Annotated in this window: 25 protein-coding genes and 1 riboswitch; of the genes, 10 read left to right on the forward strand and 15 right to left on the reverse strand. The window is 68.3% G+C overall.

Annotated features, from left to right (window positions below; genetic code table 11):
* Nucleotides 1-4 precede the first annotated feature (4 nt).
* The 4 genes from ASC46_RS00640 to ASC46_RS00655 are packed head-to-tail and all read right to left on the reverse strand — an operon-like array spanning nt 5 to nt 3,712.
* The gene (locus ASC46_RS00640) at nt 5-619 is read right to left on the reverse strand and encodes an ABC-type transport auxiliary lipoprotein family protein (protein WP_055457375.1); all 615 of its coding nucleotides are present in this window, start codon (nt 617-619) and stop codon (nt 5-7) included.
* A 1-nt stretch (nt 620) separates the two neighbouring features.
* Nucleotides 621-1,733 carry an MlaD family protein gene (locus tag ASC46_RS00645; RefSeq protein WP_055457376.1) on the reverse strand — a complete coding sequence of 371 codons (1,113 nt, stop codon included), beginning with the start codon at nt 1,731-1,733 and terminating at the stop codon, nt 621-623.
* Nucleotides 1,734-1,752: 19 nt separating this feature from the next.
* A complete protein-coding gene (locus ASC46_RS00650; RefSeq protein ID WP_055457377.1) occupies nt 1,753-2,559 on the reverse strand; it encodes an ABC transporter ATP-binding protein in 807 nt (268 codons plus the stop codon).
* A gap of 1 nt (nt 2,560) precedes the next feature.
* On the reverse strand, nt 2,561-3,712 hold the full coding sequence (locus ASC46_RS00655) for an ABC transporter permease (RefSeq protein ID WP_082464649.1): 1,152 nt from the start codon (nt 3,710-3,712) through the stop codon (nt 2,561-2,563).
* 171 nt (nt 3,713-3,883) lie between these two features.
* On the opposite strand from ASC46_RS00655, the gene dgcA reads away from it, so the two are divergent.
* On the forward strand, nt 3,884-4,879 hold the full coding sequence (gene dgcA / locus ASC46_RS00660; RefSeq protein ID WP_055457378.1) for an N-acetyl-D-Glu racemase DgcA: 996 nt from the start codon (nt 3,884-3,886) through the stop codon (nt 4,877-4,879).
* On the opposite strand, the gene ASC46_RS00665 is transcribed toward dgcA, so the two are convergent.
* Nucleotides 4,831-6,012 carry an MFS transporter gene (locus ASC46_RS00665; RefSeq protein ID WP_055457379.1) on the reverse strand — a complete coding sequence of 394 codons (1,182 nt, stop codon included), beginning with the start codon at nt 6,010-6,012 and terminating at the stop codon, nt 4,831-4,833. The genes dgcA and ASC46_RS00665 overlap by 49 nt on opposite strands.
* Nucleotides 6,013-6,178: 166 nt before the next feature.
* Here ASC46_RS00665 and ASC46_RS00670 point away from each other — a divergent pair, with 166 nt between their 5' ends.
* Nucleotides 6,179-7,186, forward strand: a complete 1,008-nt coding sequence (locus ASC46_RS00670; protein WP_055457380.1) for a hypothetical protein — start codon at nt 6,179-6,181, stop codon at nt 7,184-7,186.
* Nucleotides 7,187-7,194: 8 nt separating this feature from the next.
* On the opposite strand, the gene ASC46_RS00675 is transcribed toward ASC46_RS00670, so the two are convergent.
* Together ASC46_RS00675 and ASC46_RS00680 are read right to left on the reverse strand one after the other, a co-directional pair.
* Entirely contained in the window at nt 7,195-8,229 is a 1,035-nt protein-coding gene (locus ASC46_RS00675; protein WP_055457879.1) for a glycosyltransferase family 4 protein, read from the reverse strand.
* The gene (locus tag ASC46_RS00680; RefSeq protein ID WP_055457381.1) at nt 8,229-9,062 is read right to left on the reverse strand and encodes a UDP-2,3-diacylglucosamine diphosphatase; all 834 of its coding nucleotides are present in this window, start codon (nt 9,060-9,062) and stop codon (nt 8,229-8,231) included. Before ASC46_RS00680 ends, ASC46_RS00675 begins: the two co-directional genes overlap by 1 nt.
* Before the next feature lie 174 nt (nt 9,063-9,236).
* Here ASC46_RS00680 and ASC46_RS00685 point away from each other — a divergent pair, with 174 nt between their 5' ends.
* From ASC46_RS00685 to ASC46_RS00710, 6 genes are all read left to right on the forward strand, one after another.
* Nucleotides 9,237-10,166: a DMT family transporter gene (locus ASC46_RS00685; protein WP_055457382.1), complete on the forward strand. Its 930-nt coding sequence runs from the start codon at nt 9,237-9,239 to the stop codon at nt 10,164-10,166.
* A 40-nt stretch (nt 10,167-10,206) separates the two neighbouring features.
* A riboswitch (TPP riboswitch) is annotated at nt 10,207-10,313 on the forward strand.
* 30 nt (nt 10,314-10,343) lie between these two features.
* Nucleotides 10,344-11,114, forward strand: a complete 771-nt coding sequence (gene thiM / locus ASC46_RS00690; RefSeq protein ID WP_055457880.1) for a hydroxyethylthiazole kinase — start codon at nt 10,344-10,346, stop codon at nt 11,112-11,114.
* A complete protein-coding gene (thiE, locus tag ASC46_RS00695; protein WP_055457383.1) occupies nt 11,111-11,785 on the forward strand; it encodes a thiamine phosphate synthase in 675 nt (224 codons plus the stop codon). Before thiM ends, thiE begins: the two co-directional genes overlap by 4 nt.
* Nucleotides 11,786-11,804: 19 nt before the next feature.
* Nucleotides 11,805-12,608, forward strand: coding sequence for a bifunctional hydroxymethylpyrimidine kinase/phosphomethylpyrimidine kinase (gene thiD / locus ASC46_RS00700; protein WP_055457384.1), 804 nt, complete (start codon nt 11,805-11,807; stop codon nt 12,606-12,608).
* Between the two features lies 1 nt (nt 12,609).
* Complete coding sequence (locus ASC46_RS00705) at nt 12,610-13,713, forward strand: TRAP transporter substrate-binding protein (RefSeq protein WP_055457385.1); 1,104 nt, start codon at nt 12,610-12,612, stop codon at nt 13,711-13,713.
* Nucleotides 13,714-13,831: 118 nt separating this feature from the next.
* Complete coding sequence (locus ASC46_RS00710; RefSeq protein ID WP_055457386.1) at nt 13,832-14,449, forward strand: helix-turn-helix domain-containing protein; 618 nt, start codon at nt 13,832-13,834, stop codon at nt 14,447-14,449.
* Here the strand turns inward: ASC46_RS00710 and ASC46_RS00715 are convergent.
* The 8 genes from ASC46_RS00715 to uraH form a co-directional block, all read right to left on the reverse strand.
* The gene (locus ASC46_RS00715) at nt 14,427-15,374 is read right to left on the reverse strand and encodes a c-type cytochrome (protein WP_055457387.1); all 948 of its coding nucleotides are present in this window, start codon (nt 15,372-15,374) and stop codon (nt 14,427-14,429) included. The two genes, ASC46_RS00710 and ASC46_RS00715, sit on opposite strands and share 23 nt — an antisense overlap.
* 7 nt (nt 15,375-15,381) lie before the next feature.
* Nucleotides 15,382-15,816, reverse strand: coding sequence for a c-type cytochrome (locus ASC46_RS00720; protein WP_055457388.1), 435 nt, complete (start codon nt 15,814-15,816; stop codon nt 15,382-15,384).
* Nucleotides 15,817-15,981: 165 nt separating this feature from the next.
* Nucleotides 15,982-18,297: a xanthine dehydrogenase family protein molybdopterin-binding subunit gene (locus ASC46_RS00725; protein WP_055457389.1), complete on the reverse strand. Its 2,316-nt coding sequence runs from the start codon at nt 18,295-18,297 to the stop codon at nt 15,982-15,984.
* 28 nt (nt 18,298-18,325) lie between these two features.
* Nucleotides 18,326-21,520 carry an efflux RND transporter permease subunit gene (locus ASC46_RS00730; protein WP_055457881.1) on the reverse strand — a complete coding sequence of 1,065 codons (3,195 nt, stop codon included), beginning with the start codon at nt 21,518-21,520 and terminating at the stop codon, nt 18,326-18,328.
* A 63-nt stretch (nt 21,521-21,583) separates the two neighbouring features.
* Nucleotides 21,584-22,723, reverse strand: a complete 1,140-nt coding sequence (locus ASC46_RS00735; RefSeq protein ID WP_210165955.1) for an efflux RND transporter periplasmic adaptor subunit — start codon at nt 22,721-22,723, stop codon at nt 21,584-21,586.
* 331 nt (nt 22,724-23,054) lie between these two features.
* Nucleotides 23,055-23,372 (reverse strand): rhodanese-like domain-containing protein, encoded by a 318-nt coding sequence (locus tag ASC46_RS00740; RefSeq protein WP_055457391.1) that lies wholly within the window; start codon nt 23,370-23,372, stop codon nt 23,055-23,057.
* A 143-nt stretch (nt 23,373-23,515) separates the two neighbouring features.
* Nucleotides 23,516-23,962, reverse strand: coding sequence for a peptidoglycan-binding protein LysM (gene lysM, locus ASC46_RS00745; RefSeq protein WP_055457392.1), 447 nt, complete (start codon nt 23,960-23,962; stop codon nt 23,516-23,518).
* Nucleotides 23,963-24,021: 59 nt separating this feature from the next.
* Nucleotides 24,022-24,378, reverse strand: coding sequence for a hydroxyisourate hydrolase (gene uraH, locus ASC46_RS00750; RefSeq protein WP_055457393.1), 357 nt, complete (start codon nt 24,376-24,378; stop codon nt 24,022-24,024).
* Between the two features lie 179 nt (nt 24,379-24,557).
* Here uraH and ASC46_RS00755 point away from each other — a divergent pair, with 179 nt between their 5' ends.
* Both ASC46_RS00755 and ASC46_RS00760 read left to right on the forward strand, forming a co-directional pair.
* Entirely contained in the window at nt 24,558-25,595 is a 1,038-nt protein-coding gene (locus ASC46_RS00755) for a cysteine synthase A (RefSeq protein ID WP_055457394.1), read from the forward strand.
* Between the two features lie 37 nt (nt 25,596-25,632).
* Nucleotides 25,633-25,992, forward strand: coding sequence for a winged helix-turn-helix domain-containing protein (locus tag ASC46_RS00760; protein WP_055457395.1), 360 nt, complete (start codon nt 25,633-25,635; stop codon nt 25,990-25,992).
* The last annotated feature ends 164 nt before the right edge of the window (nt 25,993-26,156 follow it).

The raw sequence follows: 26,156 nt of genomic DNA on the forward strand, positions 1-26,156 counted from the left end.
CCCGTCACGCCCGTGCCGGCGACCAGCGCACAATCTGCAGCAGCACTGACGACAGCGCTTCGTCGAGCGCGCGCGCTGCCCCTGGCCCGGTGATGCCGGCAACCGGCACGCGCGCCGAGAAGATCTTGGCCGAGACCACGCGGCCGCTGACCGTCTCGATGAGGCGCGCCGAGATCTCGACCACAGCCTCGGACGACGCGCTCGACACCTCGAATCGGCGGATTTCGCTGCCGAGCGCGTAATTGGCGACGACCCCGTCGCCGGGGCGCGCCACACGGCCGAGGCGGCTGCCGTTCTCGAAGGTCTGGATCAGGCGCGTCTGCACCAGCTTGGGCAGCCGGTCGGCCCATTGCACGCCGTCGAGCTGCGAGACGGCGCCGTCCGCACCCTTGACGATGATGGCGCTGCCATCGAGCGTCTGCAGCGCCAGCGGCTCGGTGACGATGAGTTGGTCACCGCCGATGCGGGCCGCCCCCGTCACCTCGCGTGGCGCCGAGAGATCGAACGTCGCGGGCGCCGGGCCGGCGCAGCCGGCGAGGACGAGCCCCGCCACGAGCAGCGCGCAGGCGCCGGGGCGAACGGAGCCGCCGGAAGAAGCGGCAGACGATCTGCGGTTCATGTCAGCGACCACTGTAGGCTGGCAATCCCGGCTTGCTGCCGAAGATGAACTGCTGGGGGTTGCGCTCGACGCTGCGCAGCACGCGGTTGATCTCGTTGAGGGTGCGGCGCCCTTCGCTCGCCAGCGCCTCGTAATCGCGCAGGCCGGGGCCGGTGAAGCGGTTGATGCCGGCCGTGATCTCGGCCGTGCGCTTATCGAGGTTGTCGGCCAGCACGCGGATGGAACGGGCGGCCTCCGCCACCTCCTCGAAGGCGCCCTTGCCCTCGGGCGAGGACAGGAAGCCTTCCGCTGCCTTGAGAACGCCGTCGACACGGTCCGCCGCGACGTCGAGCTTCTTCGAGATCGAGGCGATGTCCTTCAGCGTCGATTCGATGTCGCCGCTCGAATCGCCGAGCGCTGCGGTGAAGCGATCGACATTGTCGACGATGCGCGTCACGCGGTCCGGCGGTACCGCCGTCACCACCTCATCGAGATTCGCAGCGAGCGTCTCCAGCCGCTTCGACAGGTCGGCTGCATTGCCCAGCAGCCGCTCGAGACCCGGGGCGTTATCGGCGAGTGCGCCGGAGAACCGCTCAACGTTCTGCACCGTGCGGGTGATCGGATCCTCGGCCTGGCCGACGATGCGGTCGAACTTCGTCAATACGTCGTCCGCCTTGCCCGCGAGCCGCTGTGCCGTCTCCAGAAGATCCTGGAAATCCGAGCGGTCGGCGAAGATCGTCGGCAGTGGCTGGCCGGGTCCGGCTTCCAGCGGCCGTGCGTCGGGATTGCCGCCGGTGAGCTGGATGTTGGCGACGCCGGTCAGCCCCTGATATTCGAGCCGCGCCTTGGTGTCGGTATTGATCGGCGTCGTGCGGTCGACGTCGACGCGCGCGACCACGCGCCGCGGGTCCTCGGGCAGAAGCTCGATGTTCGATACCTCGCCGACCCTGAGACCGTTAAACAGTACCAGGGAGCCACGCGACAGGCCGGAGACGGAGCCGGAGAAGACGATGCGATAGCTCACGCGGTTGGCGCGCACGTCTGCCCCGGCGAACCAGTAGACGAACAGGAAGGCGCCGGCGATGACCACCAGCGTGAACAATCCGATCAGAGCGTAATTGGCCCGTGTCTCCATACCGCCTGTCGTCTCTTTCTCACTCGGCCATCACGGCCCGGGCTCTCTTGCCGTGGAAATAGGCCCTCACCCAAGGGTGATCCGAGGCCAGCATATCCTCGATCGTTCCCGATGCGATGATTCGCCCCTCCCCGAGCGCCGCGATACGGTCGCAGACCGAATGGAGGCTGTCGAGGTCGTGGGTTACCATGAAAACCGTGAGCCCCAAAGTCTTCTGCAGGGTGGCGATGAGGTCGTCGAAGTCGCCCGCCCCGATGGGGTCGAGGCCTGACGTCGGTTCGTCGAGAAACACAATTTCGGGATCGAGGGCGAGCGCGCGGGCGAGCGCGGCGCGCTTGATCATGCCGCCCGACAGGTCGGAGGGATATTTGTCCGCCGCGTCGGGGCTGAGGCCCACCATCTCGATCTTCAGCATGGCGAGTTCCTCGAGCAGCCGGTCGGACATGTCGAGGTATTCGCGCATCGGCACCTGCACGTTCTGCCTCACCGTCAGCGAGGAGAACAGTGCCCCGTGCTGGAACAGCACGCCCCAACGGCGCTCGATGGCCCTGCGCGAGGCCGGATTGAGGCCGTCGAGATCCTCGCCGAAGACCTCGATGGTGCCGGCCCGCTTCGGCACAAGGCCGAGGATCGCGCGTGTCAGCACGGATTTGCCGGTTCCCGAGGCTCCGACGAAGCCGAGGATCTCGCCACGGTAAACGTCGAGATCGAGCCCCTTCATGATCGTCTTCTCGCCGAAGCCGACCTCGAGCCCGCGCACGCGGATGACGACCTCGCGCTCGCGTTCGTCGGCGGTTCTGGCGGAGTTCTGGGGCGTATCATCCATGTCAGTAATCGATGGCCGCGAAGAACATGGCGAAGAGACCGTCGACCACGATCACCATGAAGATGGACTTTACCACCGATGACGTCACCTGCCGGCCGAGCGACTCCGCCGAGCCCTGCACGGCGAGCCCCTCGAGCGAGGCAATGAGGCCGATGACGAGCGCCATGAAAGGCGCCTTGATGAGGCCGACGAGGAAGGTGGAAAGCACAATCGCCCCCTGCAGGCGGGCGAGGAAGATCTCGGGGCTGATGCCGCCGTAGACCCAGGCCACGAGACCGCCGCCGAGCAGCGCCGACATCATCGACAGGAAGGTCAGCAGTGGCAGCCCGATGATGAGCGCCAGCACGCGCGGCACGATCAGCACCTGCACCGGGTCGAGCCCCATCACGCGCAGCGCATCCACCTCCTCACGCATCTTCATCGAGCCGATCTCGGCCGTGAAGGCGCTGCCCGAGCGGCCGGCGATCATGATCGATGTAAGGAGTACCGCCAGTTCGCGCAGGATAAGGATGCCGACGAGATCAACCACGAAGGGCGTCGCCCCGAAGCGCTGCAGCTGGAAGATGCCCTGCTGCGCCACGATGGCCCCGACGAGGAAGGAGATGAGCGCGATGATGGGCACGCCGCGGAAGGCGATGTGTTCCAACTGGTGAACGAGCGCGGGAAAGCGGAAGCGGCGGGGATTGAAGAGCACGACGACCAGCGCCGCGACAACCTCGCCGAGGAAGCTGACGCCGCGCACGAAGTCCTTGCCCACCTCGACGACCGTGCGGCCGACGTCGACGAGAAAGTCGACGATGTGCAAGTTCTTCGCGCGGCTCGGCTCCTGGAAGCCGCGATAGGCGATCTCGTCGAGCAGCGTTTGATGCTCCGGGCGGGCACCGACGAAATCGGCGCGCTGGCCCCGGTCGCCCAGTTCGTGCCGCGTCCGATCGAGCACCCAAGCGCCCAGCGTGTCGAGCCGCCCGATCTCCGAAATGTCGATGCGTACGCTGCCGCCGCCGCGGGCTTCCTCCAGAAGCATGGCGGCGAGCCGCTCCACCTCGGCGGCATGGGGCGCCGTCCAGCGCCCGGACACGACGAAGCGCATATCACCGCCGCGCTCGTCGACGGCGATCGCCGGTCCTGAATTCATCGCCTCGATGCCCGCCATGCCTCGCCCAGGGTGCGCTCCCCGTCGAATCCAGGCACCGTGATAACGCGCCGGAACCGTGACTGTCGACAAATGCACCGCGGAATTCCTGCCCGCCGGCCATTGTGCGTGCCTTGCGCTGGCGGTTGTGGCTTTATCGCAACCCCGCCGTGTCCTTGCCGGGAACAAGAGATGTCCACGACCGACCGCAAGCTCTCCGTCACGATCGAGCGCTTTCCCATCGCCGGCGTCTTCTCCATCGCCCGCGGCAGCCGTACGGAGGCGGTCGTCGTCACCGCCACCATCACCGAGGCAGGTCGCACCGGGCGCGGCGAATGCGTCCCCTATGCCCGCTATGGCGAGACCGTCGAGGGCGTCGCCGCCGCCATCGAGGCGCTTGCCCCGGCGATCGCCGCCGGTCTCGATCGCGAAGCCCTGCAGGAGGCGATGCCGGCAGGCGCCGCCCGCAACGCGCTCGACTGCGCCCTGTGGGATCTCGAGGCCAAGCGCGCCGGCCTGCCGGCCCACGTCCTCGCCGGCATCGACCGCCTCGGCAAGGCGACCACGGCCTATACCATCAGCCTCGCCGAGCCGGTGGCGATGGCCGAGGCGGCGCGTGCGGCGCGAGAGCGCACCATCCTCAAGATCAAGCTCGGCAAGCCGGAGGGCGACATCCGGCGTCTCGAGGCCGTGCGCGCCGCCGCGCCCGATGCGACGCTCATCGTCGACGCCAACGAGGGCTGGCGACCTGACGTTCTGGCGGACCTGCTGCAGGCATCGGCCGACAACGGCGTCGCCCTCGTCGAGCAGCCGCTACCGGCGGGCGAGGACGCCGTGCTGGCCGATATCGGCCGTTCCATACCGGTCTGCGCCGACGAGAGCCTACACACTCGGGCGGACCTGCCGAGGCTCAGGCCGCTCTATGACGCGGTCAACATCAAGCTCGACAAGACGGGCGGTTTGACCGAGGCCCTCAGGCTCGCCGCCGAGGCCGAGGCTCAGGGCTTCGCGATCATGGTCGGCTGCATGGTGGGCACGTCGCTCGCCATGGCGCCGGCGATGCTGCTGACGCCGCGCGCCCGCTTCGTCGATCTCGACGGGCCGCTGCTGCTGGCGCGCGACCGACCGCACGGCCTCGTCTATGACGGCAGCACGGTTTCGCCGCCCTCCTGCCTGCTCTGGGGCTGAGAAACCCGCCGCGCGGCGAGGAAGGCGAGAAGCATGCCGAGCGCGCCGAGCCCCGCCATGGCAAAATAGCCGCCCGCGCCGGAGGCCCCATAGAGCGGACCGCTCGCCATGGTCGCCGCGGCCATGGCGCCGGCGTTGCAGGCCGTCAGGATGCCCTGCCAGCGCGCCCGCGCGCCGCGCGGCGCGAGCCCGGTGATGGCGGCGATGGTGCCGAGATGCGTGGCGCCGAAGCTGAGGCCGTGCAGAAGCTGCAGCACCAGCGTCCCGGCGAATCCGGGATCGAGCCCCATCAGCGCGAAGCGGGCGAGCGCTGCCCCGCCGCCGAGAGCGACCCAGGCGAGCCCCCGCCCCACTGTGCCGATGAGCGGCCCCAGGCGCGCGAAGAGAGCAATCTCGGCGAGGACGCCAAGCGACCACAACAGGCCGATGGCATTGCCCGAAAGCCCCTGCCCGCGCCAGTGCAGGGTGCCGAAGGCGTAGATCATGGCGTGGCTCGCCTGCACGCTGGCTGCGGCCATGACGAGCGCCAACAGCGCCCCGCGCTGCCGACGCGGTGCATGGGCGACGCTGGGCGCGCCGACCGGCAGCTCTTGCCCGCCACTCGGCGCGGCGAGCGCCGCCACGGCCCCGAGGCCCGCCACCGTCGCCAGCAGCCAGACGAAGGCATCCGCCTTCAGGACCGTCAGCAGGACTCCGCCGGCGAGATTGGTGACGAGGAAAGCGACCGAGCCCCAGAGCCGGATGCCGCCGTAGCTCAGCCGCGGCCGCCCGTGCAGATAGGCCGTGGTCGTGACATCGGTCAGCGGGATGAGCGGCGCCATGCACAAGCCGACGAAGACCATCACGGTCATGATGCTGGCCAGCCCCCCGGTCTGTGCCAGCAGGACATAGGCAGCGAGAAGGCCTGCGTTTACAATGGCGAGCAGCACGCCGGCCGACAGGTGCCGGTCGGCCAGCGCGGTGATGAAGGGCGTCGCGAGGATGCGCACCACCATCGGGATGGCGAGGACGAGACCGATGGCCGCCGCATCGAGCCCGCGGCTTTCGAGCCAGACGGGGAAGAACGGCAGATAGAGGCCGGTGCCGACGAAGATGACGGCATTGAGCAGACACAGGCGAACGAGGCCATCCATCGGAAGGCTCCCCGCGCCGGCATCCGGCGCGTCGAACGGCGAATCGCGGCATCGGCCGCAATCGAGCCGTAAGGGATCGTTCAGATGCTTGCACTAGCCTGTCGCCTGTCGTCGCTGTGCTGAGCGGCGGCGCTGCGTGTGAGTGAAACGAGTACGGACGGGCCGCATGACCGAAAGCGACAAGCCGCTCGACGATGCAAGCTACGAGGCCATCGAGGCCGCGGTGATGGAGAGCGAGCGCGGGCGCTGGTTCCTCAACGAGTTCGCGCGCCGCAACCGCAACAGCGACACGCTTTCCGTGCTGCGGGCGATCGAGAAGATGCAAGGCGCCATTCCCGGGCGCTCGCCCCGGCTCGTCTATCTCGAATCCGAGATCGCGGATATCGCGGCGCTCGTCGCGACCGGGCAGGCCGCGATCGCAGCCACGCGGCGGGACGATCCCGTGCCTGAGGCGGACGAGAGCACCGATCCCGTGCTTCGCACCGCCCGCGCCGCCGCCGACGGCATGGCGAACGCCACCGAGCAGATCCAGGACCTTGCCTGGGCGCTGCGCGAGCGTGGCGCCGAGGAGACGCTGTGCACCGCGCTGGAGAAGCATGCCGGCGACCTGCACACCCTCGGCCTGATGCAGGACATCACCGTGCGCCGCCTCGGCCAGGCGCTCGCGCTCCTCGCCAGTGTCGAGCAGCGCCTGCGCGGCCTCGCCCCGCGCGAGGAAGCGCCCCGCGCCGGACGCGACAAGCCCGACGTCGTCGTGAGCCTGCCCGGTGGCAGCGACAACGGCCTGCGCCGCCGACGCACCGACGCACCCGCCCGCATGTCCGCTGCGCCGGAAACGACCTCGCAAACATCACGCCCGGACGATGCCGCGAGCCATCCGGCTCAACCAGCGCAGGAGGCGTCGCCGTCAGACGAACCGCCGGTCGCGCGGACCGCGCCGAGCCCGGGAGAGGTGCAGCCCGCACGGGTGCGGCGCTATGCCGGCAATGTCGTCTTCGTCGATCCCGGCAACACGCGCCGCGGCAGCGCGGCGCTTGCCCGGGACGAGGCGCCACAGCCCGTTCCGCAGCGGCAGGAGACGGCGCAGAAGAGCGACGAGCCGCGCTTCGAGCCGTCCGTGCTCGCCGCCTTCGACGCCCTGAGCTGGCAGGAGAAGCTGCGCCGCTTCACCTGAGCGTGTGGTCAGGCGGCCAGCGGCACGCCGCCCGCCGAGGCGTTCGCCTGCACGATGTTGTCGAAGAACTGGCCCGCGCTCGCCCGCCAGCTGTAGGTGAGCGCCAGATCGCGGCAGAGGCTGCGGTCGATGTCGAGCGCCGCGAGCGCTGCGGTGCGCAGGTCCATGTCGAGGACCCCGCAGCCGGTGCCCCCCACCACGTCGAGCGGGCCGGTGACGGGGAAAGCGGCGACAGGCAACCCGCTGGCCAGTGCCTCCAGCAGCACGATGCCGAACGTGTCGGTCAGGCTCGGGAAGACGAAGACGTCGCTCGCGGCATAGACCTCCGCCAGCGTCTCACCCGTCAGCGTGCCGAAGAAGCGCGCCTGCGGGAAGCTCTGTTGCAGGCGGGCGCGCGCCGGCCCGTCGCCCACCACCACCTTCGTGCCCGGCAGGTCGAGCTTGAGGAAGGCCTCTAGGTTCTTTTCCACTGCGACGCGGCCGACATAGAGGAAGACCGGCGCTGGCACGCCGAGCGCGCCACGTGCATCCGCCCTGGGGCGAAACAGGTCGGCGTCGACGCCGCGCGACCAGCGCATGATATTGGCGAAGCCGCGCGCGCCGAGCTCCCGCGCCAGCGTCGGCGTGCTCACCATGACGCCCGCGCCGGCGTTGTGGAAGCGTCGCAGGGCGGCGTAGCCCCAGCGCTCGGGCACCGGCAGGCGCGCCGACAGATATTCCGGAAAACGTGTGTGATAGCTTGTCGTGAAGCCACGGCCCTCGGCGAGGCACACGCGCCGCATGGCGAGCCCGATCGGCCCCTCCGTCGCGATATGGACGAAATCCGGCTTCAGTTCGGCGAGCATGCGACGCATCCGGCGGGTGCCGGCGAGTGCCAGTCGGATTTCGCCGTAGGACGGCAGGGGCACGGTCCTGAAGGCGTCGGGCGTGACGAAATGCACGTCCGCGCCGAGCGAACAGGCATGGGCCGCCACGTTCTCCAGCGAGCGCACCACGCCGTTGACCTGCGGACGCCAGGCGTCGCTGGCGATGACGACGCGCATCATGCCGCCACCCTGGCCGCCTTCGCGGCGCGTGGGGGCTGGTCGGCAACCGGTTCGCCCGCCATGGCAGCGCGCTGCGGCATGCGTCCGGCCCAGTTGAGGATCTCGAGGCTCCCGTCGTAATGCTCGACAAGCGCGGTGCAGGATTCCACCCAGTCTCCGGTATTGATGTAGCTCACGCCGAAATCCTCGTGCATCGCGGCATGGTGGATGTGACCGCAGATGACGCCGTCCACCTCGTACCGCCGCGCTTCCGAGGCGAGCAGTTCCTCGAAGCGGCCGATGTAGTTCACGGCATTCTTGACCCTGAGCTTGGCCCAGGCAGACAAGGACCAATAGGTCAGACCGAGCCGCCGCCTGACGACGTTGAGATAGGTATTGATCGTCAGCGCCGCGCCGTAGGCCCAGTCCCCAAGAAGCGCGAGCCACTTGGCGTGGCGCACCACAAGGTCGAAGTGATCGCCGTGGATGACGAGATAGCGCTTGCCGTCCGCCGTCTCGTGGATGGCGTGTTCGACGATGTCGATGCCACCGAAATTGCTGCCCACATAGTCGCGCAGGAACTCGTCGTGGTTGCCGGGCACATAGATGAGGCGCGCCCCCTTGCGCACCTTGCGCAGCAGCTTCTGCACCACGTCGTTGTGGGCCTGCGGCCAGTACCAGCCCGACTTCAGCCGCCAACCGTCGATGATGTCGCCGACGAGGAAGACCGTGTCGGCATCATAGTGGCGCAGGAAGTCGATCAGCAGCTCCGCCTGGCACCCCTTGGTGCCGAGGTGGACGTCCGAGATGAACAAGGTCCGGACGCGGACAGCGTCGCTTTCTTGGGACACGGGGGCAGATCCGTCCGTCTGATCGCGTTGACCCTAAAGAGCCGATTCACATCTCACTTTGATGACGTGCTCCGTTCCCGTGCCCCCGGCGCATGACAGGCTTGCCGCGGCGGGCCTTGGGCAAGCCGATGTTTCGTGGTTTGGTTACGCCTGTATCCAAGGCGGCAGAGTGTCGTGAACCCCCTCCTAGGCATTGGCCTTAAAGTCCTCTCGGCGCTTTCGTTCACCCTGATGTCAGCGGGCATCAAGCTCGTCAGTACGGCGTTTCCGACCGGGGAACTGGTCTTCTTCCGCTCCGCTTTCGCGCTGGTGCCGCTCCTCCTGTGGCTCGGCTGGCGCGGCGAGTTGATCGACGCGGTACGCACGAAGAACATCCTCGGCCACGCCCGCCGCGGCGTCATCGGCTCCACGGGCATGTTCTGCGGCTTCTTCGCCTTGTCGTTCCTGCCCCTGCCCGATGCCATCTCGATCGGCTACACGGCACCGCTGATCGTCGTCATCCTCGCGGCGCTCGTGCTGAAGGAAACAGTGCGGGTCTATCGCTGGACGGCGGTCGCCGTCGGCTTTGTCGGCGTGCTCATCATGCTCACGCCGCATTTCCAGTCGAGCGTGCTCGTCAACGGTTTTGGCGACGGCGCGGCCATCGGTGCCGTCTTCGCGCTGGTCGGGGCCTGCTGCGCCGCGGGCGCGACGGTGGAGGTGCGCCGGCTCATCAGCACAGAGAAGACCGGCGCGGTCGTCTTCTACTTCTCCATGCTGACGACGCTGCTAGGCCTGTCCACCATCGTGCTCGGCTGGAATGCGCCGACCTTCACAGAGTTCTCGATCCTCGTCGGCATCGGCATTCTCGGCGGCCTCGGGCAGATCCTGCTGACGCAGAGCTATCGCTATGCCGATGCCTCGCTGGTCGCGCCGTTCGAATACACCACCATGATCTGGGCCATCCTCATCGGCTGGTTCATCTTCGGCGAGCTGCCGGTGCCGGCTGTCATCATCGGCTCGTCCATCGTCATGGGCTCCGGCCTCTTCGTCATCTGGCGCGAGCATCGCCTCGGCCTCGAGCGCCGCCGCGCCAACGCCGCCGCCCCGCCGCGCGCCACCTGAGCCGCGCTTGCATTGCACGGCGAGCCGCCTTAAAGCCACACTGATCTCCTTGGGGTGCCCATAAGGCCGGGCTGAGAGGCGCAATGCGTCAACCCACCGAACCTGAACCGGGTCGTGCCGGCGGAGGAATGCGAGATGCGAAACGACGGGCCCCCGCCCGGGCGGACGGACAGGACCATGCGATCCGGCGATTTCTCCGCCCACGTCGCCCACGAGATCCTCGTGCGGCTGCGCGAGCGGCAGCCCCGCGTCCATGCCATCACCAATGCGGTGGCGAAGAACTTCACCGCCAACATGCTGCTCGCGGCCGGTGCCGTGCCGTCCATGACCATCGTCGCCGACGAGGTCGCCGACTTCACGCGCCGCGCCGATGCGCTGCTCGTCAACCTTGGCACGCTCGACACGGAGCGCCGCGCCGCCATCCCGCTCGCCATCGCGGCGGCCGAGGACGCGGCCCTGCCCTGGCTGCTCGACCCGGTGTTCGTCGACGCCTCGCCCCGCCGCCTCGCCATCGCCCAGCAGCTTCTCGCCCGCAAGCCGAAGGTGCTGCGCGCGAACGCCGCCGAGTTCGAGGCCCTGGCGCGCCGGCCCGCGGACCGCAAGGGCGCCATCGACCTTGCCCGCGAGCGCGGCTGCATCGTCGCCCTGACCGGGCCGACGGACATCGTGACCGACGGGCGGCACTCGATCTTCATCGCCAACGGCCACCGGCTGATGGCCCGGGTCACGGCCATGGGCTGCGCGGCCACCGCTGTGGTCGCCGCCTGCCTCGCCGTGAGCGACGACGCGCTTCTCGCCACGGCCTCCGGGCTTGCCATCATGGGCATCGCCGCCGAGGTCGCTGGCGAGAAGGCCGGCGGGCCCGGCACCTTTCCGCCCCTGCTGCTCGATGCGCTCGACGCGCTGGACGACGCGGCCATCGCCGCCCGGCTGAGGTGCGAGCAATGAAGGTCGACCTCAGGCTCTATGCCATCCTCGATCCGGAGCGCACGCGCGGCCGGAACCTGGCCGACCTCGCCCGTGCGGCGGCCACAGGCGGCGCTACCCTCGTCCAGTACCGCGATAAGCACGCCGGCACGCGCGACCTCGTCGCCCGCGCCCGCGCCATCAAGGCGGCCCTCGCAGGCACCGGCGTGCCGCTGCTCGTCAACGACCGGGTCGACGTCGCGCTCGCTGCCGGTGCGGACGGCGTCCATGTCGGCCAGGACGACATGGACGCCGCCGATGCCCGCCGCCTGCTCGGTCCGCAGGCCATCATCGGCGTCACGCTGAAGACGCAGGCTCACCTCGGGGAGCTCGCCACCCTGCCGGTCGACTACGGCTGCATCGGCGGGGTCTTCGCCACCGGGAGCAAGGACAATCCCGATCCGCCGGTCGGCCTCGCCGGTCTCGCGCGACTCGTCGACAGCGCTCGCGGAACACGGCCCGGCCTGCCCGTCGGCGCGATCGCCGGCATCGATGCGACCAACGCCTCCGCCGTCATCGGCGCCGGCGCCGACGGCATAGCCGTGATCTCTGCCCTCTTCATGAGAGAGGACGTGGAGGCGGCAGCACGCAAGCTGCGCGGCATCGTCGACGGGGCGCTTGCGGCTCGCGGCGCGACCGACGCCGGACGCTGAGGGAAGGAAACACGGAACCATGGCAGCGATCGCTGTGACCATCGCCGGCTCCGATTCGAGCGGCGGCGCCGGCATTCAGGCCGATCTCAAGACCTTCTCGGCGCTCGGCGTCTATGGCGCCAGCGTGATCACGGCGTTGACGGCGCAGAACACGCTCGGCGTGCAGGCGATCCACGACGTGCCCGCCGCCTTCGTGGCGCAGCAGATCGATTCGGTCTTCTCCGATCTTTTCGTGCGCGCGGTGAAGATCGGCATGCTTTCGCAGCCCGACGTCATTGCCGCCGTCGCCGAGGGGCTCGACCGCCACGGCGCGACGCGCATCGTCGTCGATCCCGTCATGGTGGCGACGAGCGGCGACAGACTGCTGGCGCCGGCCGCCGTCGACAACCTGCGCAGCCTGCTGCTGCCCCGTGCCCTCCTCGTCACGCCCAACCTGCCCGAGGCGGCCGCGCTCGTCGACATGCCGGTGCCGCACGACGAGGCGGCGATGCGGGCCGTGGGCGAGCGCATCCTGGCGCTCGGCCCGAAGGCCGTGCTGGTCAAGGGCGGCCACGGCTACGGCGCCGACAGCACCGACCTTCTCGTCACGCCCGATGGTGTGCACCGCTTCTCGGCACCGCGCGTGGCGACCAAGAACACGCACGGCACCGGCTGCACCCTCTCCTCCGCCATCGCCGCCCAGCTCGCCCGTGGCGCGACGCTCGAAGAAGCGGTGGCCGGCGGCAAGGCCTATGTCAGCGCGGCCATCGCGGCGAGCGAGCGGCTTGCCATCGGCGCCGGCCACGGCCCCGTCCACCACTTCCACCAGTGGTGGGTAAACTGACATGAGCAAGGCCAACAGCGACGCCATGCGGACCAACCGCCGCCGGTTCCTCGCCAGCAGCGGCCTTGCGGCCGCCGGCATCCTGTCGGTCCCGGCCGTCGTGCGGGCCGAGACACGCTGGCGCTGGCGTATGGCCACCTCCTGGCCGCGCAACCTGCCCGGCCCCGGTGTCTCGGCCCAGCGCCTCGCCGACCGCATCGGCGCCGCCAGCGGCGGACGCCTCGTGATTGACGTCTTCGCCGCCGGCGAGATCGTGCCCGCCTTCGAGGTCTTCGACGCCGTGGCGGGCGGCGTGGTGGAGATGGCCCATACCGCCGCCTTCTACTGGCAGGGCAAGATGCCGGCTGCCGTCTTCTTCACCAGCGTGCCCTTCGGTCTCGGGCCGATCGAGCATCTGGCCTGGATCGAGATCGGCGGCGGTCAGGCGCTGTGGGACGAGCTCTATGCCCCATCCGGCGTGCGCGCGTTCCTCGCCGGCAACACCGGCCCCTCGATGGGCGGCTGGTTCCGCAGGGCGATCGGCAGCCCCGACGACCTCAACGGCCTGCGCATCCGCGTCCAGGGCCTCGGCGGCGAGGTCTTCCGCCGCCTCGGCGCGACGCCCGTGACGCTGCCGCCCGGCGAGATCGCGACCAGCCTGTCGACCGGGGCTATCGATGCGGTCGAGTTCCTCGCCCCGTCGAGCGACCTCGCGCTCGGGCTGCACCGGGCCACGCAGCTCTATTACGCGCCGGGCTTCAACAAGCCGAACGGTGCCGGCGAGTGCCTCGTTTCGCTCAAGGCGTGGAACGACCTAACCGACGATCTGCGCGCTATCGTCCGTGACGCCTGCCGCGCCGAACATGCCGAGGCCCTCGCCGACGCCGCGCGCCTCAATGGGGAGGCGCTCAAGGTGCTCGTCGAGCGGCACGGCGTGCGCACGCCGCTGTTCCCCAAGCCGGTGCTCGACGCGGCGCGCGAGGCGGCCGGCGACATCCTCGCCAACATCGCTGCGACGAGCCCGCTCGCCGGACGGATCGCCCGGAGCTACGCCGCCGCACAGGAAGGCGGTCGTGCCTGGGCCGGGCTTGCCGCCGGCATGGCAGCAGCACTCGCGACGCACTGATCGCCTACACATTGAAGGCCGGATGCAGTCGGCGCTTGATCCGCCGTCTCCGGTCGGCCACATTGCGTCCGACCTTTCAAACATCCGTCCGCTTTAGCGGAACGCAAGGACCTGTCGCATGGCCGTCGAAGGCAAGGATCGCAGCAAGGCTCTGGAAGCTGGCGCCCAGATGCTCTCGGGCCAGCTCGGCAAGACGGTGCAGCGCCTGCGCAAGGCCTACAACCTTTCGCTGTCGGAGCTCGCCGAGCAGTCGGGCGTCGCCAAGTCGATCATCAGCCAGATCGAGCGCAACGAGACCAACCCGACGCTCGCCACCATCTGGCGCCTCAGCCAGGCGCTCGATATCTCCATCGATCGCGTCCTGTCGAGCGCCGACGACGAGCCCTTCATCCAGAAATCCTCCCGCGCCGACACGCCCATCCTCGTCTCCGACGACGGCAAGATGCGGCTCGCCATCATCGGTTGGATCAAAACGGTGGAATGGCTGCAGTGGTACGACGTCCAGGCGGAGCCTGGCGCCGTTCTGGACTCGGACAGCCACCAGCGCGGCTCCGTCGAGTGCCTGTCCGTTCTCGAGGGGGAGTTTGAGGTCGAGGTTGGCGGCGTCGTGCAGCAGGCAAGGACCGGAGAGAGCCTGCGCTACCGCTGCGACCGGCCGCATACCGTGCGCTGCATCGGCAACGCCCCCGGCCGTGCGGTGATGGTCTGTATCCTCAAGGCCGCAGTGATGGACTGAGAGCGCCCGCCTGCTGCGTCGCCTTCGGCCGCGGCGGCAGCGACAGGAGATATTCCGCCATCGCCTCGCGGTCGGCCTGCGGCAGCTTGGCCGTGTTGCCGACAACCGGCGCCATGGTGGAGCCGACCGAATCGAACTCCGGCGTGAAGCCGCTCGTCAGGAGCTCGACCACCTCACTCTTAGACCAGCCGCCAATGCCGTCGGGCGACGGTGTGATATTGGGCGCGGACCCCTTGCCATCCGGCGACGGGCCGCCGGCGAAGCGCGCCTCTGCTATGATGCCGCCGAGGACATTGCGCGGGCTGTGGCACTCGGCGCAATGCCCAGGTCCCTCGACGAGATAGGCTCCACGGTTCCAGGCCGCGCTCTTCGAGGCGTCCGGCTGGAACGCCTCCCCGTCGAGGAAGGCGAGCTTCCACAGCCCGATGCCGCGGCGGATGTTGTAGGGGAAGGCAAGGTCGTGCGCCGGCGCCTCACCCTCCACGGGCGCCAGCGTGCGGATGAAGGCGAACATGTCGCGCAGGTCCGCGGCCGCCATGCGCTGATAGGAGGTGTAGGGGAAGGCCGGGTAATAGTGCTCGCCGTCGGGCGAGACACCCTGGCGCATGGCGCGGATGAAGTCCGCCTCGCTCCAGGCGCCGATACCGTCGCGCGGATGCGGCGAGATATTCGGCACATGGAAGGTGCCGAACGTCGTCTCGAGCGCATGGCCGCCGCCGAGGCGCAGCTTGTCGTCCTGCCCCGGCGTCGCATGGCAGGAGGTGCAGCCGCCGGCGTAGAACATAGCCTCGCCATTGGCGAGATCGGGCACTCCGCCGGGCGCCTCGTCGGCCCCGGAGGCGGTCAGCGCCGGGCTCGTCGCGACCCAGAAGGCCCCGGCGCCGATGATCGCGAGCCCGACAACGGCCGAGAGCGCCCGCCGCATGCCAGCCTCAGTTCTTCTTGATGCGGAAGGTCTCGTGGCAGCCGCCGCAGTTCTTCGTGACGGTACCGAACGCGACCTTGAAGCTGTCGAGGTCGCTGGTCGACGACAGGCCTTGCTGCGCATCCGCCTCGAACTTGGCGAAGGCCGCCTTGAAGCCCGCATTGTCCTGCCACACCGCCGGCGCGGCCGTCGTCTCGCCTACGTCGCTGCCGGCAGGGAACAGCGTCACCGCCTTTTCCGCGACCGTGACGTAGGTCGTCAGCACCTGTCGCGCCTTCTCGAGCTCGAACGGCGCCTCGCCCTTGGCGATGGCGGCGCCCGTCCGCGTTGCGGCCCCCGCATCCTTCATCAGCTGCTGGCGCTGCCCGATGACGTTTTCCTGCGCCAGCGCGGCCGTGGCCCCAATGACGACAACGGCAGCAGCCGTAACGATCAGCTTCATGCGTCCTCTCTCCCTCGTCCAAACGACTCGCCGGCAGTCGGCGCCGCCAGACCCGGCGGATAGAAAGCGCATGCTCTGGCGTCGTTCCAATGACGAGCTCGTGAACCGGTGGCGTTCTCCCCGCCCGTTTCGGCCAAAAGCCCCGCGTGGCTCCCGCGCGGAGCCTTATGCCGCCCGCCGCGCCTCAGCCTCGCGGATGGCCGCGAAGATGCGGTCGGGCGTTGCCGGCATGTCGACATGCGCAATGCCGTAGGCCCGGTGCAGCGCATCGATCACCGCATTCATCGTGGCGGGCGTCGCCCCGATGGCGCCTGCCTCGCCAGCCCCCTTCATGCCCATCACATTCGTCGTCGACGGCACGTTGCGCGTCTCGAAGGTAAAGGAAGGCAGGTCGTCGGCTCGCGGCAGGCGATAGTCCATGAGCGAGGCAGTGACGAGCTGGCCGCCCTCGTCATAGATGACGCGTTCGTGCAGTGCCTGGCCGATGCCCTGAACGGCGCCGCCATGCACCTGCCCGGCAAGCAGCAACGGGTTCAGGGTGACGCCGAAATCATCGACAACCGTGTAGCGCACGATCGTGACCGCGCCTGTCTCGGGGTCGACCTCCACCTCGGCGACATGGGTGCCGTTGGGATAGGTGTCGGCCGGCGGTGTCCAGTCCTCGCGGGCCCTGAGCATGTCCGCGCTCGCGCCTGGCAGCGTGGCAATCTCGGCGAAGGAGAGGCCGCGGTCGGTGCCGGCGATGCGCACGCCGCCGGCGGCGATCTCGAGATCCGCCGGCCCGGCCTCCAGCGCCTCGGAGGCGAGTTGCTTGAGCTTCGCGACAAGGCTGATCGAGGCCTTCTGCACGGCGGCGCCGCCGACCGGGATGGAGCGCGAGCCGCCCGTGCCGCTCCCGGTCGCAATGGCATCCGTATCGCCCTGCAGGACGCGGATCCGGTCCATCGGCAGGTCGAGCTGCTGCGAAGCGAGCTGGGCATAGGCCGTCAGGTGCCCCTGCCCCGTCGACTGGGTGCCGATCAGCACTGTCGCCGACCCGCCCTCCTCGATCCGCACCTCTGCGGCCTCGGGCCCGCCGCCGGCGCAGGCCTCGATATAGGAGGCCATGCCGATGCCGCGCAGCAGCCCCTTCTTGCGCGAGGCGCGGAGCCGCTCCTTGAAGCCGGCATGGTCGGCCACCTCGAGCGCGCGGCGCAGATGCCCCTCGAACTCGCCGGTGTCGTAGACCCGGCCGGTCGAGGTCCTGTAGGGCATCTTCTCGGGCTTGATGAAGTTGAGCGCTCTCAGCGCATCCGGCGCCTTGCCGATGGTGTGGGCGATGTAGTCGACGAAGCGCTCGATGGCATAGGCGGCCTCGGGACGGCCGGCCCCGCGATAGGCGTCCACCGGCACGGTATTGGTGTAGATGCCGCGCACGCGCACATCGATCGCCGGTATGTCGTAGCAGCCCGGCGACATGGTCGCCCCGGCCGCCGGCACATAGGGCCCGAACTGCGAGGCATAGGCGCCGAGATCGGCCTTGAGGTCGACGCGCATGGCAAGGAAACGGCCACGGCGGTCGAGCGCCATCTCGAGCGTCGTGACGTTGTCGCGCCCCTGCGTGTCGCCGAGGAAATGCTCGGAGCGCTCGGCCACCCAGCGCACGGGCCGCCCGAGCTGCTCGGCCGCGAACATCGTCAGCGGATATTCGCGATACATGAAGATCTTGGTGCCGAAGCCGCCGCCGACGTCCGGCGTGACGACGCGGATATTGCCGGGCTCGACCTTGAAGATGTGCCTCGCGAGAATGTCGCGGATGTCGTGGCTGCCCTGGCTGCCGAGCGTCAGGGTCCAGCGGCTCTTGCCGGCGTCATATTCGGCGAGACAGGCGCGCGTTTCGAGATAATTGGCGATGAGGCGGTTGTTGACGAGCGTCAGCGAGACGACGCGGTCGGCCTTGGCGAAGGCCTTGTCGGTCTTCGCCTTGTCGCCGTGGTGCGTGTCGAAGGCGACGTTGCCCGGCACCTCGGGCCAGACCAGCGGCGCGCCCTCGGCGAGCGCGGCCTCCATGCCGACGGCGACCGGCAGCGGCTCCCAGTCGATGACGAGCGCTTCCGCCGCATCCCGCCCGGCCGCTTCCGTCTCGGCCACGATGAAGGCCACGGCCTCGCCGATGTGGCGCACGGTGTCCTTCGGCAGCACCGGGTTCGGCGGCAGCACCATGCGCTTGCCGTCGCTGTTCTTGACCGGGCCGAGGCAGGGGATGTCGCCGAGATGGGCGACGTCCTCAGCCGTGTAGACCGCGAGCACGCCTGGCATGGCGCGCACCTCGGCCACGTTCTCGATCGCGAAGCGCGCGTGGGCGTGCGGGCTGCGCACGACGACGGCGTGGGCCATGCCTTCGGCAGCGATGTCGGACGTGTAGCGTCCGGTCCCCGTCACGAAACGCGCGTCCTCGACGCGCCGCACCGCCTGCCCCACACCGAACTTCATCGCACGCATCGCATGGTCCTTTCGTCGGTCGTTTCGGTCAGCTGGCCTCGCCCCCCGCCGACTGCGAGGCTTCCCTGAGGCCCCGGCGGCCGCCGCGCAGCGCGATCACGAGATAGCGCAGCACGATGTAGAAGACCGGAGTCAGGAAGAGGCCGAAGAACGTCACCCCCAGCATACCCGAGAAGACGGCCGTGCCCAGTGCCTGGCGCATCTCGGCGCCGGGGCCGCTGGCGATGACGAGCGGCACGACGCCGAGAATGAAGGCGAAGGCCGTCATCAGGATGGGCCGCAGACGCAGGCGCGCCGCCTCGACCACCGCCTCCACGGGCTTCTTGCCCTGCTCCTCCGCCTGCTTGGCGAACTCGACGATGAGAATCGCGTTCTTCGCCGCAAGGCCGATGAGCACCACGAGGCCGATCTGCGTCAGGATGTTGTTGTCCATCCCCCGCAGCGTCACGCCGATCATGGCGGCCAGCACGCTCATCGGCACGATGAGCACGATAGCGAGCGGCAGGGCCCAGCTCTCGTACTGGGCGGCCAGCACCAGGAACACGAAGACGACGGCGAGCGCGAAGATGAAGATCGCCGTGTTGCCCGTTGCCTTCTCCTGGAAGGCGAGGTCCGTCCATTCGAAGCCGACGCCTGGCGGCACGGTGGTGTTCGTCACCTGCTCCATGGCATCGAGCGCCGCACCCGTCGACACGCCCGGCGCCGCGTCACCCTGCAGCGGGACGCTGGTGAACATATTGTAACGCTGGATCAGCACGGGCCCCGCGACGTCGCGGATCTGTACCAGCGAACCGAGCGGCACGAGCGCGCCGTTGGCGCTGCGCACCTTCAGGCGCTCGATGTCCGACCGCTCGATGCGGAAACGCTCGTCCGCCTGCACGCGCACCTGGTAGATGCGGCCGAAGGCATTGAAGTCGTTCGCATAGGCGGAGCCGAGGTTGATCTGCAGCGCCTCGAACACGTTCGCCAGCGGCACGTCGAGCATGCGCGCCTTGGTGCGGTCGATGTCGAGGTAGATCTGCGGCGTGTTGGCCCCGAAAGTCGTGAACACGCGGGTCACGTTCGGGTTCTGGTTGGCCGCGATCATCACCTCCTGCGTCACCGCGAGCAGTTGCTCGATCCCGAGCCCGATGCGGTCCTGCAGCTGCAGCTTGAAGCCGCCGGCATTGCCGAGGCCCTGCACGGGCGGCGGCGGAATGGCGATCGTGAACGCCTCCTGGATCTGTTGAAGCTGGCCCATGAGCTGGCCGGCGATGGCATTGGCGTTGAGCCCCTGAGGCAGGCGCTCCTCGAAGGGCGTCAGCGTCGCGAAGATCACGGCCGAGTTCGAGTTGGTCGTGAAGGTCGCGCCGTTGAGGCCCACGATGCCGACCGCATGGGCGACGCCTGGTACCTGCATGGCGATCTCGCTGGCGCGCTTGGCAACCGCATCCGTGCGCGACAGGGACGCGCCGTCCGGCAGTTGCAGCACGACGATGAGATAGCCCTGATCCTGCGCGGGAATGAAGCCCGTCGGCACGCGCTGGGTGATATGGGCCGTCGCCGCGACGAGGCCGCCATAGACGGCAAGCGCCAGGACGAGCACCGACTTGCGCCCGACAAGCCCGCGTACGGAGCGTGCATAGCCGTTGGAGGCCTTGTCGAAGCCCCGGTTGAAACCGCCCGCGAGCCGATTGCCGATGCGCGCGAGCAGCGAGCGCGGCTGATGGTGCGGGTCGTGGGGCTTCAAGAGGAGCGCGCACAGGGCCGGCGACAGCGTCAACGAATTGAAGGCCGAGATGATCGTCGAGACGGCGATGGTCAGTGCGAACTGCTGGTAGAACCGCCCGGAAATGCCCGGGATGAACGCCGTCGGGATGAACACCGCCGACAGCACCAGGGCGATCGAGACGAGCGCCGTGCCCACCTCATCCATCGTCTCGTGCGCGGCATCGCGCGGCGACATGCCGAGGGCGATGTTGCGCTCGACGTTCTCGACCACGACGATGGCGTCGTCGACCACGATGCCGATGGCGAGCACGAGGCCGAACAGCGTCAGCGTGTTGAGCGAGAAGCCCATCAGCGCCATCACCGCGAAGGTGCCGACCAGCGATACCGGAATGGCGACGATGGGAATGATCGCCGTGCGCCAGGATTGCAGGAAGACGACGACAACGATGATGACGAGCAGGACTGCCTCAAAAAGGGTCTTGTAGACCTCTTTGACCGATGCCGCGATATATTCCGTCGGGTTGTAGACGATCGTGTAGTCGATGCCGGGCGGGAAATCCTTCTTGATCTCCTCCATCTTCGCGATGACGTCTTCCGATGCCTGGAGAGCGTTGGTGCCCGGGCGCTGGAAGATGCCGATGGCAACGGCCTGCTTGTTGTCGAGATAGGAGTTCGTCACGTAGTCGCGGGCGCCGAACTCCACCCGTGCCACGTCCTGCAGACGCACCAGCCGCCCGCCCTCGCCTGCCTTGACGATGATATCGCGGAACTGGCGTACGTCGCTGAAGCGCCCCTGCGTCTGTACCGTTATCTGGAAAGCCTGGTCCGCCGGCGCCGGCTGCTGGCCGAGCGCGCCGCCCGAGACCTGCACGTTCTGCTCGCGCAGCGCCTGCACGATGTCGCCCGCCGACAGGCCGTAGGACGACAGGCGGTTGGGATCGAGCCAGACGCGCAGCGAATATTCGCGCACGCCGAAGACGGTAATGTCGCCGACACCTTCGAGGCGCAGAAGCTGGTCACGCACCCGGATGAGGGCGTAGTTCGAGAGATAGAGTTCGTCGAAGGTGTTGTCCGGCGACAGGAGGTGCACAACCATGAGGAAGTTCGGCGAGCTCTTGCGCGTCGTCACGCCGAGCTGGCGCACCTCTTCCGGCAGCCGCGGCAGCGCGACGGACACGCGGTTCTGCACGAGCACGTTCGCCTGGTCGAGATCGGTGCCGATGTCGAAGGTGATCGTGAGCTGCATCGTCCCGTCGGCCGTCGAATACGAGGACATGTAGAGCATGCCCTCGACGCCGTTGACCTCCTGCTCGATCGGCGTCGCCACCGTCTCGGCGACTGTCTTGGCGTCGGCGCCTGGATATTGCGCGCTGACGACGATGGTCGGCGGGGCGATGTCGGGATATTGCGCAACCGGCAGGTTGGCGTAGGCGATGAAGCCGACGAGCAGCGTCACGATCGACAGCACGGAGGCAAAAATCGGCCGGTCGACGAAGAAATGCGGGAACTTCATCGCGGAGAACTCCAGCGGGAATGCGGGCGGCCGTGCCGGCGGCCGCGGCGTCAAGAGGGAACGTCAGCGCGTCGGCGGCAGCGTCGTCATCTCGGGCGCGACCGCCGCGCCGGGACGCACGCGCTGAAGGCCGTTGACGACGATGGTCTCGTCGCCCTTCAGGCCCTCCCGGATCAGGCGGTAGCCGTCGATGCGCGGACCGGGGCGCACGAGCTGCGCCTTGACCGTGTTGTCCTCGCCGACAACCCAGACGAGCCGGCGCTCCTGGTCGGTGGCAATCGCCTCGTCGGGCACGAGCACGCCCTGATAGGGCGGCGAGCCGGGCACCGAGACGCGGCCGAAGAGGCCCGGCGTGATGAACAGCTCCGCATTCGGCACGATGGCGCGCAGGCGCATGGTGCCGCTCGCCTCGTCGAGCCGGTTGTCGACGAAGTCGAGCTTGCCCTCGCGAGCCGGCTTCGTCTCGTCCGTCAGCGCGATCTGGACCGCGACCGGCTCGCCCGAGCCGTTGGACGCATCGAGGTTGAAAACACGGTTGTACGCCAGGAACGAGCGCTCATCGACGTCGAAATAGAAGTAGATCGGATCGAGGCTGACGATGGTGGTCAGCAGCGTGTCATTGGCGTTGACGAGATTGCCGACGCTGACAAAGCGACGGCTGATGCGGCCCGAGATCGGTGCCTTGACCTCGCTGAACTCGTAGTTGAGGCTCGCCTCCTGCATCGCCGCCTGAGCCCGGTCGAGCTCGGCCTTGGCAGTGAGAAAGTTCTGGCGCCGCTGGTCGAGCAACTGGTCGGAGATGTTGCCCGTGCGGCGCAGTGATTCGGCGCGCTCCAGATCGCTCTCGGCGAAGTTGAGCCGCGCCTGGGCGGACACGAGGGTTGCCTGAGCCTGGTCGAGCGCGGCCTTGTACTGCCGCCGGTCGATGACGAAGAGCACGTCGCCGGCCTTGACATTGGCGCCGTCCTCGAAGTCCACGCGCTCGAGATAGCCCGAGACGCGCGAGCGCACCTCAACCATGTCGACCGCTGCGAAACGGCCCGTGAAGTCGTCGCGCTCGACAACTTGCTTCACGACCGGCTTGGCGACCGTCACCGGGGGAGGCGGTGGAGCGCCCTGCCCGGCCTGCTGCCCGCCGGTGTCGGAACATGCCGCCAGCCCAGCGACGATGAGCGAAAGGAAAAGGGGACGCATCGCGCGCATGGAAATCCACCAGTTCAGCAAGGGGAGAAAGAGACGCTACCGCTCAAGGACGTTTGGCAGGAGCCTATATCGAGTGCACGCCCCGGGATAACAAGGGCAGCGGATGCAACATTCGCCACCGAATTGCCATGGTTGCTTCAATGCAACACCGAAATGATGGCGCGAAGACCGTCTTTCCGCCGCGCGGCAGCCTCATTCGCGCAGCAAACGGCCGTGGAGGCTCTTGATTCCATTCAGGGCGAAAAACCGCTATCGTGCTGATGATAGTGCGTTCCCGCCGGTGAGGATATTTTCCTCTGAACCGGGGCGGCCTCCGTCAAGGTGCGAAAGCCTAGCCTTCGACTGGACCGCCGCTCGCGATCCAGTCCTTGAAGCCGCCGCGATAGTGCTCGGACAGATCAAGGCCTGCTGCCCGGCTCAGCATCAGGGCCTGCTGGGAGCGCACACCCGCCGCGCAGGAAAACACGATTCGACGTCCCGCATAGGCGGCAAGAGCGCCGGGATCGAAGCTGGAAAGCGGCAGGGAAACGCTGCCGGGAATGTGCCCGGCGGCAAATTCATGCGGCTCGCGCACATCGACGAGCACGAGCGAGCCGTCGGCAAGTCCCGCCGCCACGGTCTCGCGATCGAGGTCAATCACCGTCGTCATGTCCTGCCCTCGCCGTCGCGCCCTTCCACCTCCGGAGATTCGGAGGCGGACGCGGAGATTGTCGCCTCCCGGCGGACAAGACAAGAGCGGTGATACGGGAGCGACCTGTCTCCCGACCGTGCCGCAAGACAGGTGCCAAGACGTTACGAGATCGGCGGAATGCGCAATACCTGGCCCGGATAGATCTTATCGGGATGGGTCAGCATCGGCCGGTTGGCCTCGAAGATCACGGTGTGCTTGGCGCCGTTGCCCTTGCCGTAATGGCTTTCGGCGATCTTCCACAGCGTGTCGCCCTTCACCACGGTGTACATCGTCGCCTTGGGCGCTTCCTGCTCCACGATGAGCGCATCGTCCACTGCCGCGACGCCGACAGTGTTGCCGAGCGCGAGGATGACCTTCTCGGCCTCCTCCGTCGACAGGGTCTTGCCGGACACCTTCACGGTGTCGCCGGATACGGCGATGTCGAGCCCGTCGACCTTGAGGCCGTGCTTGGCGACTTCCTTCTTCAGTTCTTCGGGCGTCGCGGCCTTCGCCTCGCTTGCGCCGAAGAGCTTCTCTCCGGCTTCCTTGATGAAGCTGAACAATCCCATGACATCAACTCCCTCTTCAAAAAAACTTGGGCCCGCCCGATCCGCGGGGATCGACTGCATCAGCTGCCGCGGTAGGTGGCATAGCTCCAGGGAGAAACGAGCAGAGGCACGTGGTAATGGCCGTCGGGCTCGGCAAGGCCGCACCGCACCGGCACATCATCAAGGAAAGGCAGATCCGTCCCGCCGCGCCCGTCGCGCCGGAAATAGGCACCCACGTGGAATACGAGTTCGTAGCGCCCGGGCCGGTAGTCGGCCGCTGCGAGGAGCGGCGCATCGGTCCGCCCGTCGCCATTCGTCACGGCCTCGGTGACCGGCGTCCGTGTCCCGTCCGCCTCGATCCGGAAGAGCTCGATGCGAATGCCGGCGGCCGGGCGGCCGGCGGCGGTATCGAGCACATGTGTGGTCAGCCGGCCCATCGGCTCCTCCTGCTGGACGATTCTTCGGGCAAGGCGCTGACCGCGTCAACCATATCGGCGGCGACTAAAACCCGTCGAAAAACGTGCTTTGAAGCGGCCGCCGCGGCGTCGTTGGACAATTCATCCGCCATGCCTTAATGCCTGCAGCAGCCGGTGATGAGCTGCAACGGAGCCTGCCCATGAGCATCAAGCCTAGTGTCGTCGAAGCCATCGGCAACACCCCTCTCATCCGCCTCGCGCGGGCCTCCGAGATGACGGGCTGCGAGATTCTCGGCAAGGCCGAGTTCATGAACCCCGGCCAGTCCGTCAAGGACCGGGCGGCGCTGTTCATCATCAAGGACGCGGTGGCGAAAGGCACCCTGAAGCCCGGCGGCACCATCGTCGAGGGCACGGCCGGTAACACGGGCATCGGCCTCGCGCTTGTCGGCAATGCGATGGGCTTCCGCACCGTCATCGTCATTCCCGACACCCAGTCGCAGGAGAAGAAGGACACGCTTCGCCTCCTTGGGGCCGAACTCGTCGAGGTGCCGGCCGTCCCCTATGCCAACCCCAACAACTACGTGAAGGTCTCCGGCCGCCTCGCCGAGGAGATCGCGGCGAGCGATCCCCGGGGCGCGATCTGGGCCAACCAGTTCGACAATGTCGCCAACCGGCAGGCGCATATCGAGACTACGGGCCCCGAAATCTGGGACGCGACGGGCGGCAAGGTCGACGGCTTCATCTGCGCCGTCGGCACCGGCGGCACGCTCGCCGGCGTCGCCATGGCGCTGAAGGAGCGCAACCCGAAGATCACCGTCGGCCTTGCCGATCCCATGGGCGCCGCCCTCTACCACTACTACGCCCACGGCAGCCTCAAGGCCGAGGGTTCGTCCATCACCGAGGGCATCGGCCAGGGCCGTATCACCAAGAACGTCGAAGGGGCGCCCGTCGACGTCGCCTTCCAGATCCCGGACGAGGAGGCCATTCCCCTCGTCTTCGAGCTGCTGGAGCATGAGGGCCTGTGCCTCGGTGGCTCGTCCGGCATCAATGTCGCCGGCGCCATTCGCCTTGCCCGGCATCTCGGCCCGGGCCATACCATCGTGACGGTGCTATGCGATTATGGCACGCGCTATCAGTCGAAGCTGTTCAACCCCAACTTTCTGCGCGAGAAGGGCCTGCCGGTGCCAGCCTGGCTCGATCGCGGCCCGCAGGTGAAAGCGCCGCTCGTCGCCGCATGATCCCCTCGATTTCCGAACGGGAGGCTGTCGCAGCGCCATGGAGAGCCAAGTCGAGGTCCGCCTGCGCCTCCTGCTGGGCCCGTCCATCGCCATCGGCCCCGGCAAGGCGGAGCTGCTACGCGGCATCCGCGAGACAGGCTCGATCGCCGCAGCCGGCCGGCGCATGAACATGAGCTACCGACGCAGCTGGCTCCTGGTGCGTACCATGAACACCTGCTTCCGCGAGCCGCTCGTCGATGCCGCCAAGGGCGGCTCTGGCGGCGGCGGCGCGCGCCTCACCGACGCGGGCCTGCGCGTCCTCGTCCTCTATGAGGAGATGGAGCGCAAGGCGCGGCAGTCCATCGCCGGCGAAGTCGCCGGGCTGCGTGCCATGATGCGCGACGCACCAGAGGAGTGATTCCTCCCTTCCCGAGACCGGCCCAGCTCGTGCCGATACCGGAGGGGGATAGGTGCCGCCTATCCCCGATATGCCGCAGATATCATATCGGTTTCAAGGCACGGCTGTGCATCATGGCACTTGAGGCACGGTCGCGCGGGAGCGACCGTGGCCGGATGAGAGGC

This window comes from Chelatococcus sambhunathii (assembly GCF_001418005.1).
GTDB classification, from domain to species: domain Bacteria; phylum Pseudomonadota; class Alphaproteobacteria; order Rhizobiales; family Beijerinckiaceae; genus Chelatococcus_A; species Chelatococcus_A sambhunathii.

Coding starts and splice junctions, on each gene's coding strand:
- ASC46_RS00725 (WP_055457389.1), bottom strand. CDS start 18,297: ATGCGTGCGATGAAGTTCGGTGTGGGGCAGGCGGTGCGGCGCGTCGAG.
- dgcA (WP_055457378.1), top strand. CDS start 3,884: ATGTCCACGACCGACCGCAAGCTCTCCGTCACGATCGAGCGCTTTCCC.
- ASC46_RS00705 (WP_055457385.1), top strand. CDS start 12,610: ATGAGCAAGGCCAACAGCGACGCCATGCGGACCAACCGCCGCCGGTTC.
- ASC46_RS00735 (WP_210165955.1), bottom strand. CDS start 22,723: ATGCGCGCGATGCGTCCCCTTTTCCTTTCGCTCATCGTCGCTGGGCTG.
- lysM (WP_055457392.1), bottom strand. CDS start 23,962: ATGGGATTGTTCAGCTTCATCAAGGAAGCCGGAGAGAAGCTCTTCGGC.
- ASC46_RS00720 (WP_055457388.1), bottom strand. CDS start 15,816: ATGAAGCTGATCGTTACGGCTGCTGCCGTTGTCGTCATTGGGGCCACG.
- uraH (WP_055457393.1), bottom strand. CDS start 24,378: ATGGGCCGGCTGACCACACATGTGCTCGATACCGCCGCCGGCCGCCCG.
- thiD (WP_055457384.1), top strand. CDS start 11,805: ATGGCAGCGATCGCTGTGACCATCGCCGGCTCCGATTCGAGCGGCGGC.
- ASC46_RS00645 (WP_055457376.1), bottom strand. CDS start 1,733: ATGGAGACACGGGCCAATTACGCTCTGATCGGATTGTTCACGCTGGTG.
- ASC46_RS00640 (WP_055457375.1), bottom strand. CDS start 619: ATGAACCGCAGATCGTCTGCCGCTTCTTCCGGCGGCTCCGTTCGCCCC.
- ASC46_RS00665 (WP_055457379.1), bottom strand. CDS start 6,012: ATGGATGGCCTCGTTCGCCTGTGTCTGCTCAATGCCGTCATCTTCGTC.
- ASC46_RS00655 (WP_082464649.1), bottom strand. CDS start 3,712: ATGGCGGGCATCGAGGCGATGAATTCAGGACCGGCGATCGCCGTCGAC.
- ASC46_RS00740 (WP_055457391.1), bottom strand. CDS start 23,372: ATGACGACGGTGATTGACCTCGATCGCGAGACCGTGGCGGCGGGACTT.
- ASC46_RS00675 (WP_055457879.1), bottom strand. CDS start 8,229: ATGCGCGTCGTCATCGCCAGCGACGCCTGGCGTCCGCAGGTCAACGGC.
- ASC46_RS00730 (WP_055457881.1), bottom strand. CDS start 21,520: ATGAAGTTCCCGCATTTCTTCGTCGACCGGCCGATTTTTGCCTCCGTG.
- ASC46_RS00710 (WP_055457386.1), top strand. CDS start 13,832: ATGGCCGTCGAAGGCAAGGATCGCAGCAAGGCTCTGGAAGCTGGCGCC.
- ASC46_RS00755 (WP_055457394.1), top strand. CDS start 24,558: ATGAGCATCAAGCCTAGTGTCGTCGAAGCCATCGGCAACACCCCTCTC.
- ASC46_RS00650 (WP_055457377.1), bottom strand. CDS start 2,559: ATGGATGATACGCCCCAGAACTCCGCCAGAACCGCCGACGAACGCGAG.
- ASC46_RS00670 (WP_055457380.1), top strand. CDS start 6,179: ATGACCGAAAGCGACAAGCCGCTCGACGATGCAAGCTACGAGGCCATC.
- ASC46_RS00760 (WP_055457395.1), top strand. CDS start 25,633: ATGGAGAGCCAAGTCGAGGTCCGCCTGCGCCTCCTGCTGGGCCCGTCC.
- thiM (WP_055457880.1), top strand. CDS start 10,344: ATGCGATCCGGCGATTTCTCCGCCCACGTCGCCCACGAGATCCTCGTG.
- ASC46_RS00715 (WP_055457387.1), bottom strand. CDS start 15,374: ATGCGGCGGGCGCTCTCGGCCGTTGTCGGGCTCGCGATCATCGGCGCC.
- thiE (WP_055457383.1), top strand. CDS start 11,111: ATGAAGGTCGACCTCAGGCTCTATGCCATCCTCGATCCGGAGCGCACG.